11 protein-coding genes and 1 tRNA gene are annotated in these 13573 nt (G+C 52.0%); 5 read left to right on the top strand and 7 right to left on the bottom strand.

Going from position 1 to position 13573, the window contains the following annotated elements:
- Positions 1 to 42: 42 nt before the first annotated feature.
- The gene (locus AC5JMP_RS19035; protein WP_495853059.1) at positions 43 to 1233 is read right to left on the bottom strand and encodes a transaldolase; all 1191 of its coding nucleotides are present in this window, start codon (positions 1231 to 1233) and stop codon (positions 43 to 45) included.
- A gap of 677 nt (positions 1234 to 1910) precedes the next feature.
- Between AC5JMP_RS19035 and AC5JMP_RS19040 the strand changes: the two genes are divergently transcribed.
- Entirely contained in the window at positions 1911 to 3158 is a 1248-nt protein-coding gene (locus AC5JMP_RS19040; protein ID WP_495853060.1) for a 1-acyl-sn-glycerol-3-phosphate acyltransferase, read from the top strand.
- On the opposite strand, the gene AC5JMP_RS19045 is transcribed toward AC5JMP_RS19040, so the two are convergent.
- From AC5JMP_RS19045 to AC5JMP_RS19055, 3 genes are all read right to left on the bottom strand, one after another.
- On the bottom strand, positions 3133 to 3546 hold the full coding sequence (locus tag AC5JMP_RS19045; protein WP_495853061.1) for a DUF2141 domain-containing protein: 414 nt from the start codon (positions 3544 to 3546) through the stop codon (positions 3133 to 3135). The genes AC5JMP_RS19040 and AC5JMP_RS19045 overlap by 26 nt on opposite strands.
- Before the next feature lie 95 nt (positions 3547 to 3641).
- Positions 3642 to 5012: an NAD(P)/FAD-dependent oxidoreductase gene (locus tag AC5JMP_RS19050; RefSeq protein ID WP_495853062.1), complete on the bottom strand. Its 1371-nt coding sequence runs from the start codon at positions 5010 to 5012 to the stop codon at positions 3642 to 3644.
- Positions 5013 to 5194: 182 nt separating this feature from the next.
- Positions 5195 to 6442 (bottom strand): aminotransferase class V-fold PLP-dependent enzyme, encoded by a 1248-nt coding sequence (locus AC5JMP_RS19055; protein ID WP_495853063.1) that lies wholly within the window; start codon positions 6440 to 6442, stop codon positions 5195 to 5197.
- Between the two features lie 194 nt (positions 6443 to 6636).
- On the opposite strand from AC5JMP_RS19055, the gene AC5JMP_RS19060 reads away from it, so the two are divergent.
- Positions 6637 to 6710, top strand: a tRNA-Asp gene (locus AC5JMP_RS19060).
- Between the two features lie 6 nt (positions 6711 to 6716).
- On the opposite strand, the gene AC5JMP_RS19065 is transcribed toward AC5JMP_RS19060, so the two are convergent.
- Complete coding sequence (locus AC5JMP_RS19065) at positions 6717 to 7220, bottom strand: gluconokinase (protein ID WP_495853064.1); 504 nt, start codon at positions 7218 to 7220, stop codon at positions 6717 to 6719.
- A gap of 152 nt (positions 7221 to 7372) precedes the next feature.
- Complete coding sequence (locus tag AC5JMP_RS19070) at positions 7373 to 10174, bottom strand: sensor histidine kinase (RefSeq protein WP_495853065.1); 2802 nt, start codon at positions 10172 to 10174, stop codon at positions 7373 to 7375.
- 363 nt (positions 10175 to 10537) lie between these two features.
- Here AC5JMP_RS19070 and AC5JMP_RS19075 point away from each other — a divergent pair, with 363 nt between their 5' ends.
- The 3 genes from AC5JMP_RS19075 (at position 10538) to AC5JMP_RS19085 (ending at position 12712) form a co-directional block, all read left to right on the top strand.
- Positions 10538 to 11683, top strand: coding sequence for a quinone-dependent dihydroorotate dehydrogenase (locus AC5JMP_RS19075; RefSeq protein WP_495853112.1), 1146 nt, complete (start codon positions 10538 to 10540; stop codon positions 11681 to 11683).
- Positions 11684 to 11759: 76 nt separating this feature from the next.
- On the top strand, positions 11760 to 12227 hold the full coding sequence (locus tag AC5JMP_RS19080; protein ID WP_495853066.1) for a DUF3531 family protein: 468 nt from the start codon (positions 11760 to 11762) through the stop codon (positions 12225 to 12227).
- Between the two features lie 20 nt (positions 12228 to 12247).
- The gene (locus AC5JMP_RS19085) at positions 12248 to 12712 is read left to right on the top strand and encodes an NUDIX hydrolase (RefSeq protein ID WP_495853067.1); all 465 of its coding nucleotides are present in this window, start codon (positions 12248 to 12250) and stop codon (positions 12710 to 12712) included.
- A gap of 98 nt (positions 12713 to 12810) precedes the next feature.
- On the opposite strand, the gene ribE is transcribed toward AC5JMP_RS19085, so the two are convergent.
- Positions 12811 to 13518, bottom strand: coding sequence for a riboflavin synthase (ribE, locus tag AC5JMP_RS19090; RefSeq protein WP_495853068.1), 708 nt, complete (start codon positions 13516 to 13518; stop codon positions 12811 to 12813).
- Between the last annotated feature and the right edge of the window lie 55 nt (positions 13519 to 13573).

Raw genomic sequence — 13573 nt, forward strand, 5'->3', positions numbered from 1 at the left:
AATCTTAAGGGGAAGCGCAAGCCCCCCCTTAAAATTGACAGGTCAGGCTGTCGGTACGAGCGCCTTCGCCAGATGTAGAACCGATCCCAGACCCGCACTCATCTCTTCTGGCGTAATTTTGCCATCCTTGTTGCTGTCTAGCGCATCAAATACGGCATCTGTGCCCATCCATTCTTCGCGGGTAATGAAGCCATCGCCATCTAAATCGTAGAGGTGAAACATGTCTTCGGTTGCATGGCTTTCCTGCTTCTCGCCCTCTAGCTTAGAAAGGCGATCGGTCAGCAGAGATTCGAGCGCCTCTAGAGCTTTGGTAAACCCTGCGATGCCTTCAGCCAGCTTGTCAGATGCCATCCGGTCTGCGGCATGCATCTTGTCAAAGGTTTCCTTGTCTATCGAGATTTTTTCAAGATCTGTGGCGGCAGCTTGGCTAGGATCGAGCTTGCGGGGCAAGTCGGCTTCGGTAGACTGCAATTCGGCAAGGAGAGCTGGAGAAATCGTTAGCAGATCGCAACCCGCCAACTCTGTGATCTCGCCAAGGCTGCGGAAGCTAGCTCCCATGACTTCAGTGTCGTAACCAAATTTCTTGTAATAGTTGTAGATCGTGGTGACAGACTGAACGCCCGGATCTTCTTGAGGAGTATAGGTGCGTCCAGTATCTTTCTTGTACCAGTCTAAAATGCGACCGACGAAGGGCGAAATCAGGGTGGCTCCAGCCTCGGCGCAGGCGATCGCTTGGTGAAGTCCAAACAGCAACGTCAGGTTGCAGTGAATGCCCTCTTTTTCGAGCACTTCGGCAGCTTTGATGCCTTCCCAAGTAGAGGCAATCTTGATGAGAATGCGATCGCGGGAAATTCCAGCCTTTTCATATTCCGAGATGAGGTAGCGACCTTTCTCAATGGTTGCCTCGGTGTCATAGGAGAGACGGGCATCGACTTCAGTTGAAACGCGCTTGGGCACAATTTCTAGAATTTTTTTGCCGAAGGAGACTGCTAGGCGATCGAATGCCAGCTTTGCCACATCTTGGTCAGATGCATTGTCTCCTGCATCAAGCCGAGCCTGCTTCAGCGTTTCGTCAACAATTTCCTGATATTCGGGCATTTGGGCGGCTGCGGTAATCAACGAAGGATTCGTCGTTGCATCGCGGGGCGTAAATTTCTTGATTGCCTGAATATCGCCTGTGTCGGCAACCACAACCGTCATTTCCCGCAGTTGTTCCAGCAAATTTTTAGCCATGCTTTTTATCCTTACAACAGTAGTTGTGTATCTGGGTCATGCTTCTAGACCTTTTATTTCTTGAAACATCCCTCTAATGCCTTTAGAAGTCAAGAAAACAGCAGAAGTCGAGAAAAATAGCTTGGGTACTCAATGTCGGACTTGGAAGTGATTTTGAAGATTTTAAGCCTTGCTACTTAACTTATATCGATAAAGTATCGATAAAGCTTGCTTGAAAGCATCAATCCAATGACCTACTACTCGATTTAGACCTGATCTACCCTAAGCGATCGCCAGAGACAGCCATCGCTAGAGATAGAAGTCGCCAGAGATAAAGTTAATTGCAGTCAAGTACAGCCTAGAACCTAGTTTGCCCTCCGCTGCAATCATATCGCTGCGGTTCTAGGGAGCAGAGGATTCTTCCAATTATTTACGGATATGAGCAATTTGCATGTTCGTTAGCCAACCAAAAAGCTAGTCTTTTGCGATCGCCCAATTCAATATGGCAGCAATTGAGTGAATATAGAGGCAGCGAGTCCTACAGACCAGACCTAAAGGAAAACCTAGAGGTGCGAAATTTTTGGCTGTCAATCTGTAGATCGGTTCTAGGCTGTTAATTTTTCCGAACGACTTTGAAAAAATTGATAGCAGAATTTGGATTAGCTTCTTTCACCGAATTGCTCTGCAATGGACTCCGAATGACGCGGCTTCCCTTTTATCCCCCCAAGATCAACCCCTTCCTGGTGTGGATGCTCCAGCAAGCTTCTCCCTGGATTGCGCGCTGGATCGATCGCCTCGAACTTGTGGTCAGCGCAGAACCCGAAGTGCCGATCGCGACCCTGCAACAGCAGCCTTGCCTCTTGCTGTGCAACCACTCGACTTTTCAGGACGAGGTGGTGCTGTTTTTGCTCTCGGCACGGGTAGGACAGCCTTTCTATTACTTGGCGGCTCATGAGCGATTTCAGGGCATCCGAGGCTGGTTTTATCAGCGGATTGGGGCGTACTCGGTGCGGCGGGGGCTTGCCGATCGCGAGAGCGTGCGGCAAACGCTGTCTCTAGTGACTCGTCCGGGCTGCAAGCTGGTGGTTTTTCCAGAAGGCGGCTGCTCATTCCAAAACGATACGGTGATGCCATTTCGCTCAGGAGCCGTGCAGATTGCGCTTCAGGCGTTAGCAAGGCTGGACAAGCGTTCTGGTTCACCTGGCTCATCTGGTTCATCTGGTTCACCTAGCTCGCCCGATTTGCCTGACCTGTACGCCGTGCCCATTAGCCTCAAATACCGCTACACAGGCAAAATGTCGGTGGTGATTCAAAAAACCCTGAACCGCTTGGAAAAAGCGATCGCACTGCCGCCAGCAGGGGATGTTTATCAGCGGCTGAGAACGATTGCTGAGCATGTGCTGGTGAACTGTGAGCAGGAATATGGTCTACCCTCACCGCTTGATCTCAATTGGAATCAGCGCATTACCCGACTCAAGGCGCAGGTTTTGCAGCAGTGCGAGGCTCAGCTTAAGCTGACGTTTATCAAGGGAGAACCCGATCGTGAGCGGGTTTACCGCATCCGTCATGCCCTAGAGAACCGATCGAGTACCCTCATGCCTGACGGCACCGATGGCTGGGATGTGATGCTGCAAGCCACGGCGCGGGTGCTCAATTTTGATGCCATCTATGACGGCTATGTTTCCGAGAAGCCAACGCCTGAGAGATTTTTGGATACGTTGATTCGCCTAGAGCGTGAGGTTTTCAAAATTGATCAGCCGCACCCCAAAGGCTATCGGCAGGCCTACTTGCGCATCGGCAAACCCATTAACCTCAAGGATCATGTGGCAGACTATCGGCGCGATCGCTCAGCAACCGTTAACCAGGTAATCCAGCAGCTTCACGGCACGGTGCAACGGAATCTAGACGTGCTTTCGGAAGCTACGGCAAGAGGTATTTCATGGTGATAGTGAGCGATCGGCTTTCCGGCGTAAAGTCAAAGGCGGCTTTATGGAAGGGAGGCGCACCTAGCCAGATTTTGGGATCGCTCGAAAAGCCGATGCCTTCTTTAGGAATGCCCAGAGAATTGACGTTGAGAATGCCATCCTGATTTTCGTCATGATGCACCGTAGCGGCATAGCGCCCAAACGGCAGATCGGGGAAGGTCAAAATTAATGGACTGGCTGAAACCTCAAAGCAGCCCGATCGCACGGCTTGGGCAGCAACATTGGGAAACCCTTCTGGGCTGTCAAATAACCCCAGGTTGACGACACCCCTGAGATTGCGAAGCCCAACTAGCTCCAGGGTAAGGGTTCCGACTCTAACTGATCCAAGAATTGACGCAGGTTCAGACATTGCCTCAAAAAATCAAGTAAAAAACAAATAAAAAGCAGCAGGCTCAGAAAATTAGGGGGAGGGTAGAAGCAATGAGCGACTTCTACCCCCGGTGTTCATACCTTAGCGGCAGCCTGACTCGCTGAAGCAACTGCATAATTGCCGTCCGCGTCTACGTTGACTTGCTCTAAAACGCCTTCGCCTGTAATCAGCCTTGCTCCACGGTTACGGGTGAAGTAGTTCCAGCCCCACTGGAGCATCACAATCAGCTTGTTGTCGAACTCAATCAAGTAGTAGATGTGGGCAAAAGTCCACAGAAACCAAGCTGGCGCTCCTGAAAACTTAGCGCCTCCCATGTTGGCAACCGCCTTGTTTTGTCCAATGATTGCCATACTGCCCATATCGTTATAGCGGAAGGGAGGCAGGTCGTTCCCCAGAAGGCGTTCGCGCACCAGACGCGCAACGTACTGCCCTTCCTGAATGGCTACAGGAGCTACACCAGGCAAGGGCTTGCCGTCTTGGTGGGTGTAAACAGACAAGTCGCCAATCACAAAAATATTGGGCTGATTCGGGAGGGTGAGATCGGGTTCTACCATGACGCGCCCAACGCGATCGAGGGTTGCCCCCGCCCGCTGCTCTAGCACCTTGCCGACCACCGAAGCCTTGACCCCAGCCGCCCAGAGAATGGTTTGAGCCGGAATTTCTTCCACCTGATCGCCCTGCTTTGCCGTGACGACATTGTTTTCGATGTTTGTTACCAGCGTTTTGGTGCAGATGGTCACGCCCATTTCCCCTAGTGACTGAGCGGCTTTCTCAGACAGCTCAGGGGGGTAAGGCGGCAGAATACGATCGAGACCTTCGAGCAGCAAAATCTTGGCGGCGCCTGTGTCAATGTTGCGGAAGTCTTGCTTCAGGGTTTTGTAGGCGAGTTCGGCGATCGCTCCAGCCAATTCCACGCCTGTCGGACCGCCGCCCACCACAATGAAGGTCAGCCAAGCTTTACGCTTCTCAGGGTCAGTTTCCTTTTCCGCGGCTTCAAACGCCATGAAGATCCGTCGCCGCATCTCCAGAGCATCCTCTACCGTCTTCAATCCAGGAGCGGTAGGCTTCCAATGGTCGTTGCCAAAGTAGTGATGGCTGACCCCTGTGGCAATGATTAACGTGTCGTAGGGCACTTCGCCATTCTGCAACATCACTTTCTGCTGAGTTGCGTCAATATCGGTCACTTCATCCATCAGCACCTTGGTGTTTTTGTTGCCGCTGAGGATGCCGCGCAGCGGCGAAGAAATATCTGCTGGAGAGAGGGTTCCCGTTGCCACCTGGTAGAGCAAAGGCTGAAACAAATGGAAGTTTCGCTTATCGATCAGCGTTACCTCAACCGGGGCGCGACCCAGCTCTTTTGCCGCATACAGCCCACCAAAGCCGCCTCCCACAATTACGACTCGGTGCTTCTCAGCAACTTCTACCATTCCTAGCAACTCCTTCATGTGATGCGGTTTCTGAGTTCTCAAAACTCAGCTTTCTTCTAAACTTTTCCCAAACCTTCTCAGCTTTTCTCAAAACAGAGGCTTTCCGACTTTATACAAAGTTTCGTAAAGTTGCTGCTGATACAAAGCTTAGCTCAGGTAATCCAGTTACTAGGTAACTATGACTACGGGTAGATAAATTTTTACTCAAACTTTTGAATTGCTTCAACAAGTCGATCGATTTCCGATTCCAAAGTCAGGTAATGTACACAGGCTCTCACACAGTCTGGATCTTGAATGGTGCGCAAAAAGATGGACTGTTGCTCTAGCTCCAGCACCAGACGGCTATGAATCCCAGCCCCAGGGCGATCGACTTTAAAGGACACCAAACCTGCTTCAGGGGGAGCCGATCGCAGACAGGTAACGTGGGGCAGATCGGATAACTTTTGCCAGAGAGCGAGGCTAAGCGCCAAAATCCGCTCAAAGCGTTCGGCAGCCGATCCCCACTGATTTTGAAGCGCGATCGCCTCTCGCAAACCGCTAAATAGGGCGTAATCAGAAGTGGCCACCTCAAAGCGCCTGCTGTCAGGCATCCAGCCGATCGGGTAGCCCGAAGCATTTTTCTTGACGCCGCGCCAGCCGATAAACGTGGGGCTGAGGCTAGACAGCGCCTCTGGGTGGATATACAGCCCGCCTATACCCGCTGGTCCACACCACCACTTATGTCCTGTAAAAGCGTAAAAATCTGCGCGTAGCTTGCTCAAGTTGAGCGGCATTACCCCAACCGACTGCGCTGCATCAACCAGAAGCCGCACTGGAATTTTGGGCGTGGGGTAATTGTGGCAGGCACGAGCAATTTCGGCGATCGGCAAAACCTGCCCTGTATTCCAGAGAATATGGCTGACGACCACAAGGCGAGTCGTAGGGCGCAAATTTTGCGTGATGACTGTCACCGGATCGCCTTCGTTCAACGTTGCCATCAAAGGGCAAAACGTCACCTCCGCCCCAAACCGCCGCTGAATTTCTAGCGCCGCCGCAATAATTCCTGGATGTTCGCAGTCCGACAGCAGCAGATGATCGCCCGTCTGCCAGTCAATTCCCCACATGGCAATGTTGCAGCCGACCGAGACATCTTCCGTCAGGGCGATCGTTCCGGGAGCCGCGCCTAGCTCAGTGGCGATCGTTTCTCGCATTTGCTCCATTTCTTCTGTCACCCAGTCGTTGATGGCGCTTGAGAAGGGACCTATCTGCTGGATATGCTCGTGGGCGCTGAGGATGGCAGCGATCGCGCTCTGGGGCATAGCTCCCTGCCCGCCGTAGTTAAAGTAGGCTTTGTTGGCAAGCGCCGGAAATTGCTGGCGATGCTGCTCTAACGGGCTGGGTTCTGAAGAACTGGATTCCAGAGAGCTTTCTAGAGAACTGGATTCCAGAGGGTTAGGTGAAGAGGTCATGGGTGCGCTAGGTCTTGACAGAATGAGGGCGATACTGCTGGCAGGGCACTAGAAAAATGTGCTGGGCAGTGCCGCAAATCGAATTGTATCAGGGTAGATTCACAACCTACGATAAAAAACTTCACAAGAAGTGTTTGACAAAATTCAATTACTAGGTAAATATGGAGATCGCGCTGAAAACGCGTTCGCTACGAGGGATCGTAGTTCAATTGGTTAGAGCACCGCCCTGTCACGGCGGAAGTTGCGGGTTCGAGCCCCGTCGATCCCGTTCTATTTACTCAATCTTGAAATCGGTTTTGATTGCCTGAACTATCGCTTCAGGTGGTTGACCAATCTCTATCTGGAGTGCATTGTCGGGTTCTTCCAAAGTATCGAACTGGCTTTTAAGCAGGTTTGCTTTCATGTAGTGCCCTTGGCGCTGGTTGAGTCGCTGCTGAATTAGCTCAGATGAGCCTTTGAGGTAAACCCACTTGATCTGATCAGTTAGCTGGAGCTGATTAGATGGCTGAAGCCACTGGCGATACTCAGACTTGAGGGCAGAACAGGCAAGTACGACATTGATTCCCTGACTCAGCCATTGCTCGATCGCCCCTTGCAATAACTGAAGCCAGGGCAGGCGATCGGCATCGCTTAACGGCACTCCCCGACTCATTTTCTCGATATTGGCTGCCGGATGAAAATCATCGGCATCGCTAAATTGCCACTGCAATGTCTCTGCCAGCATTTTGCCGATCGTGGTCTTGCCAGAGCCGGAAACCCCCATGATTAGGATTACCATTGTTCCCTTGGTAGTGTTTCAAAAAATCAACAATATAGCAACCGCTAAGGCGGTTGGGACAGGGAAATTTTTGGTGGGGCGCGAAGCGCCCCACCAAAAATTTCCTAAGCAAACTAGCGACAGCTATAGGTCTAGAACATCATCCCTTCCCTTTAGAAAAATCCTGTAATTTCGCCCTCACTTCGAGCCGCATGATTCAGAGTTGTTCCTGTGGCGATCGGCAGCAGCAGACGGCTGAACAGCCGACCATCTTCTAGCTTGTGAAAGCTAAATTCGCCACCAATTCGAACCATGATGGATTTGCAGATTGCTAGGTGTAAACCGGGCGGATGTTCTAGGGTTGAGGGAACGAGTAAATCGCTCGATCGCCCCATTTCTAGCTCTTCCAGCAGCCTTGGCTCGACAATGCCGTTATCGGTAATGGATAGCTCTAGCCACTGAGCATCAACCTGGCGGCACCAAATATCTAGCCGCCCTGCCGCGACAGAACGCTGACAGGCAGCCGTCAAAACCTCTAGCAGGACAAACTCAATTTTGGGAACATCGCCGCCAATGGTAACGCTGGCATCATTGTGAACCTGCGACCAGATCTGTCGCTGTTTGATCAAGGAGTCTAGCCGTTCGAGCGATCGCCTCAGTAAGCTGGCTAGCGGAATTGTCTCGTAATCTCCTTGAAACTGCCACTGCTCATGCTTTAGCACAGGAGTCAGCGCCGTTAGCGTTCCACCCAAATGCCGCAAAATTTGCTGGTAGCGCATACTGGATGCACCTTCTTTTTGGTGGCTGAGTTCGTTCAGCCGCCGCACGCCTGTTCCCAAGATACGGTAGGTTTCCTCTAGGCGGCGCTGCTTGTACCAGTTGAGCTGCTCTAGCTTTTCCCGCTGCTCGAACAGGGTTTCGGCAATGAGTAGATAGCGGCGACCCCAGCCTAACTGACTGGTGAGCGTGCCAAAGGCAATCATTTGCTGCTCTGACCACTGGCGATCGGCAACGTCACCCACCAAAATAATTCCGGTCGGCTCATGCTCTGGAGCCGTGCGCAAGGTCAACACAAGAACTTGACCGATCTCAGCGCCGCAAAGCCATTGGCGCGTCTCAGGCGAGATGTCATTGATGCCCACGGTCAGCAGCCCGTCGGTTTGTAGTGCCCATTGCACCAGCACATCTGTGTAGATAGGCACAGGCACCTGAATTGCCACCTCAAACTGACGCTTTGAGACAACGGGTGCCGTCAGCTGAGCGGTGGTGCGTCCCGGTAGCCAGGTGATCAGAACTGCCAGAGGAGATTGTAGGAGCTGGGCAATTTGCTGCGTGGCGGCTTGCTCTAGGCGATCGAGCTGATGTGTTTGCTGCATCGTGGTTAGCCCCCATTGCACCGCCTGATAGTTTTTTTGTAGCCGATCGGTCTGACGCTGAAGCTGAAATTGGTGCAACAGCAGCCCAATCTGCTGGCTAACGACCCGTAACAAATCCCGCTCGGCTCGGCTCCAGCTTCGGGCGGTTTCATGCCCCAGCACCACCAAGCCCTCGATCGACTTGCCCATAGAAGTGCTGCACACCAGCAGCGATCGCACCTCTGATTCTAGAAACACCTGCCGCCATGCCATCAGCTTCAGGTCTGCCTCCAGGTTTTCCACGGCAACAGCTTCTGTGCTACGTTCCAGCATCTGCCAGTCTACGGGATTCAAATCTTCTAGCGATTGGGCGATCGGACGGCGCTGTTTCGGCTGCTGCTGGTAGCAAATTTCAAATGTTTTAAGGTCTTTGTCGTAGAGTAAAACCAAAAACCGTTCGGTGCTGAGGCGCTGACACACCTGATCGGCACATTTTTGCAGGGTGATTTTCCAGTCATCCTCGGTGTAGAGGGCGCGCGTGATCTCTGCCGTCAGCACCTGATCGAGCTTAACCTGCTGAACAGTGACCTCCATTTCTTCGAGGGGAGCCACCAGGGAAACCATCTGCGCTACCCCCCGAACAAAGTTTTTCTCTTCTTCTGACCAGAGCCGCGCCTCATTGCCCTCAACAGTAAGAAAGCCGCGTAGCTCTCCCTGGTATAGCACCGGAGCCGCGATGAGCGATCGCGCCTGGAGATACTGCATAATGCGTCCGCTGAGGTCGGCTTTCACTGTGCTTTGGGCTTCGCCAATAGAAATTACCTGGTCAGCCGTTAGCGCCTGATAGAAACCGTTAATCTCCTGAACCGGAATTTTTAGGTCATTCCCTTCTAAAGCGCGGCTGCCTTGACGCTTCCAGAAGTAGCGCTGCTGAGGCTCATACCAGTAGATGTTGGTGCGATTGGGCTGGACAAAACGGTGCGTCTCATCAATAACGGCATCTAGGCGTTTTTTGAGATTGGGGAGCGATCGCAGTTTTGCTAACAGGCTTAAGAGCGGCTGATCAGGGCGCTTGACCTGCTGTCGATGCTGTTCACCTGCGAGTTGGTAAAGCCCGTCCGCTAATGATCCGAGCAGCATCGACAGTCTAGCTTTTTCGTCGGCATGGGGAGAGGTTCCCCAGAGAGGAGAACCCAGCAGCACTAGACCAAAACAGTCACTTTTATGGCGAATGGGGAAGACGATCGTGCCCTGAATGCTGTACTTTTGGGCAGCTTTACGCCATTCTCCGGCTCTGGACTCCTCACGCAGGTCGGGAACGCCAATGGGTCGGAGCTGAATCACCACCTGCTCCAGCAAATCGCCCGGACTGAGGCTGAAGCGCTGCTTAAGAAAAGTGTCATCTCCTGCTGGAGCGTGCCCACCCTTGCCGATTAGGCGGTGTTCAGGGCGATCGTATAGTGCTATCCAAACCAGAGCGTAGTTAAACTCAGCCTGAAGATAGCCCAACGCCATTTTGATCAAGCCATCAACCGTTTCCTCTTCCCGAAGGGCTTGAAGAACGCGTCCTAAAGCCACTAATTGTCTTTCATGTCCCGACGGTTCTTTTTGCAAACCCATGCCAATCTGACTCCTGCCGCCTGAATGCTCCTCTGATTAGACAAACTGGCGGGAATTTACGGTGCTCTCGCTTGTAATGCTCTTGATGGTACCCTGTAGCGCTCCGGTATGAAGGCTGAGACAAATCGCCATGAGGTATGATTTTGCAGGACTTTTACAGATTCTGCTGCCTCTAGACTCTAACAGAGCTGATTTTCTTTAGAATTCCCTTAGTCCTGCCCTTCCTATCTGTGCCTTCCATAGCAACCGCCAAAGCGGTTAGGACAGAGACATGATTCTCTTGCGCTTTAAAAACCCCTGCCCTGATTTACGTTAATCTGTGAAGTAGCCTAGACTTCAAGCCTTATTTTGAATATTGACAAGCTGGATATTTATAAGTCAATCCTACGTCCGCTCCTGTTCTCTGGGCTTAAAGTTGACCCAGAGCAGGCACACCAGCAAACGCTGCGCCTCCTGAACTGGCTGGCTGAGCAACGTGGAATATCCGGACAGCTATCTCAGCAGCTTCAGCGATCCTGTCAGTTTCAGCATCCGGGGCTAGAGCAGCAGCTTTGGGGTTTGCCCTTTGCCAATCCGATCGGTCTGGCGGCGGGGTTTGACAAAGATGGAGTCGCGGCTAGTCTCTGGTCTGATTTCGGCTTTGGCTTTGCCGAGCTAGGTACCGTCACCCTCCATGCTCAGCCAGGAAATCCTCAGCCGCGTCTGTTTCGCTTGCCAATCGATCAGGCGGCTCTGAATCGCATGGGATTTAATAACCAGGGAGCGGCAGCGTTAGCGAAAAGATTGGAGAAGATGACTGAACGGTCGATCGATCGCGCCTCCATTCCCATCGGCATCAACCTGGGAAAATCCAAAATTACGCCTCTCGAAACCGCCGCAGAGGACTACTCAGGCAGCTTTCGGCTCTTGCGAGATTGGGGCGACTACTTTGTGGTGAACGTGTCTTCACCCAATACGCCGGGGTTGCGATCGCTGCAAGCCGCCGATCAGCTTGAGCCTATCTTGGCAGCCCTCCAGCAGGAAAACCATCTCGCTAAGCCCATGCTGATTAAAATTGCGCCCGATCTGGAATGGGAGGAAATTGCTGACGTGATCAAGCTCGCTCAGGCTTACGAGCTTGCCGGAATCATTGCCACCAACACCACGATTCGCCGCGATCACTTAGAGACAAAGACGATCGCAGGTAAACCCATTAGCGAAGAGGCAGGCGGCATCAGCGGCGCTCCGGTGAGGCAGCGATCGACTGAAGTGATTCGCTTTATTTACCGAGAAACTCAGGGCAAACTGCCGATTATTGGCGTGGGCGGCATTTTTACGGCAGCCGATGCCTGGGAAAAGATTACGGCTGGAGCTAGTCTGTTGCAAGTTTACACGGGCTGGATTTATGAAGGACCTTGGATGGTGCGTCGTATCCTGGAGGGATTGGTGCAAAAGCTGGAGTCTAGCAAATTGTCCAATATTTCTGAAGCAATCGGACTAGAAACTCACACTTCCCAACCTCTAACGTAAGCTTTTTTGAAAAGCGCACAAAGCGCCTCTGCAAAAAAGTAACCCACTTGAAAAACACCCCCACGACCCGTCTCCCATGAAAGTAGAATTCCGCGAGTGCGATTTTTTTGATCTCTGGATCTGGCTAGAATTCAGCAACACGCCCTCGACCGCCGAACAGCAGTATGTTGAGGAAGTCTTCAACTCCTGGTTTCTGCTAGGTAAACTGGGCGGCTTCAATGCCGAAAATATGCAGGTGCAAGACACAGGCTTAGACATCAGCTACTTAGAGTACAACCAGGATGCCGCCGAAGATAGCTTTGTGGCGCTAATGCACAATATGAGTGAGTTTGAGTACGAAGGCAACTGGGGACGCTGCTGGTTTGATCTGGGCACTGCCGACGCGATCGCCGCCGATATTTTGATCAATGCCCTCGACCAGCTCAGCAAAGACTATGTGACGATCGAGCGGATTATTTTTGGTGGCGAAAATCAAGACTGGAAAATCCCTGGAAACAAGCGATCGAGCTTTGCCGAAAACGATCAAGACAATCAGAATAACTAGAGTTCTGCGAATTCACTTCCATGAATCAAACTGCTTCTCAGGGCGTTTATTCGCCCCCTGCACATATTCGCGTGGTTGCGCTGGGGCTAATCAAACACAAAACTCGAATTTTTGTATTTGAAGCCCATAATCCTGAAACGCAAGAAGTTTTCTATCGTGCCTTGGGAGGAGGGGTAGAGTTTGGTGAAACCAGTGAAGCAGCTCTCCGTCGAGAGTTTCTGGAAGAAATAAATGCTGAGCTGATTCACGTTGAATATATTGGATGCCTGGAAAATTTGTTTACCTACAACGGCAAGCCGGGACATGAGTTAGTCCAGCTTTACCGATGCGACTTTGCAGACGATCGCTTCTATCAGTCTGACTCGTTTCAAGCTTGTGAAGTGGGCAACAAATTCACGGCGCTTTGGGTAGAGTGCGATCGCTTGAGGTCGGGCGAACTCCGTCTAGTTCCCCCCGCATTTTTGCAATTCCTTGAAGATACGTAACGCTACGCGCCTAGATCCAATGAGTTATTTGAGAGCCGCGCTCTGCGCGGCTCTCAAATAACTCGTCCTAACTCAATTACGTAATTTTAGGCATAACGCTACGAATACCCATGTTCTGCTAAGAATGTCTCGGTAACATCTGCTCGATCGCCCCTACTTCCGCCCGCCACCAGAATTTCCTCTAGTCCTGAAACTGAGAGCTGATGAGCATCAGAACCAAGCCGCAAAAACTTCTCCACATACTTGCCTAGCACATCGCCCTCTAGGTTCACCCGACCACCAGGCTGTAAGTAGCGTAAGTTTGTCTCGGCATAGGTGAGTGGAATCACAGCCACCTTAAACCAGGAGCCAATCGGATCACAATCTGCGATCGTCAAACTCACCCCATTAATTGCAATACTGCCCTTAGACACAATGTAGCGAGCCACCCGCGCATCCGGCACCCTAAAACTCATCTCCCAGGCATTCTCTGTTTGCACAGAGGACTCCAGATAGCCCACACCATCAATGTGCCCCGTCACAAAATGCCCGCCCAGCTTGCTACCCACCTGTAGCGAAGGTTCCAGGTTGACAGGCACATCCTGAGAATCCTGTCCTAAAGTCGTGCGGCTGAGGGTTTCAGGCGACACATCGGCAGTAAAACCCATGGGCAGCAGCCCCGTCACCGTTAGGCAAATGCCATCCACCGCCACACTGTCTCCGAGTTCCAACGTGCCCAGATGAGCGATCGCGTCACAAGAAACCTGAAGCAGATTCTCTCCCTGTGCCCGAACCGTTCCCACAGCCTGAATCAGACCTGTAAACATCAGCCCTATCTCCTCCCTAAACGCCCGAACCCCCGACCCATGCGAAGCGCTCCCT

Source organism: Drouetiella sp., from assembly GCF_059504425.1.

Coding starts and splice junctions, on each gene's coding strand:
- AC5JMP_RS19080 (WP_495853066.1), top strand. CDS start 11,760: ATGAAAGTAGAATTCCGCGAGTGCGATTTTTTTGATCTCTGGATCTGG.
- AC5JMP_RS19035 (WP_495853059.1), bottom strand. CDS start 1,233: ATGGCTAAAAATTTGCTGGAACAACTGCGGGAAATGACGGTTGTGGTT.
- AC5JMP_RS19065 (WP_495853064.1), bottom strand. CDS start 7,220: ATGGTAATCCTAATCATGGGGGTTTCCGGCTCTGGCAAGACCACGATC.
- ribE (WP_495853068.1), bottom strand. CDS start 13,518: ATGTTTACAGGTCTGATTCAGGCTGTGGGAACGGTTCGGGCACAGGGA.
- AC5JMP_RS19050 (WP_495853062.1), bottom strand. CDS start 5,012: ATGAAGGAGTTGCTAGGAATGGTAGAAGTTGCTGAGAAGCACCGAGTC.
- AC5JMP_RS19085 (WP_495853067.1), top strand. CDS start 12,248: ATGAATCAAACTGCTTCTCAGGGCGTTTATTCGCCCCCTGCACATATT.
- AC5JMP_RS19040 (WP_495853060.1), top strand. CDS start 1,911: ATGACGCGGCTTCCCTTTTATCCCCCCAAGATCAACCCCTTCCTGGTG.
- AC5JMP_RS19070 (WP_495853065.1), bottom strand. CDS start 10,174: ATGGGTTTGCAAAAAGAACCGTCGGGACATGAAAGACAATTAGTGGCT.
- AC5JMP_RS19045 (WP_495853061.1), bottom strand. CDS start 3,546: ATGTCTGAACCTGCGTCAATTCTTGGATCAGTTAGAGTCGGAACCCTT.
- AC5JMP_RS19055 (WP_495853063.1), bottom strand. CDS start 6,442: ATGACCTCTTCACCTAACCCTCTGGAATCCAGTTCTCTAGAAAGCTCT.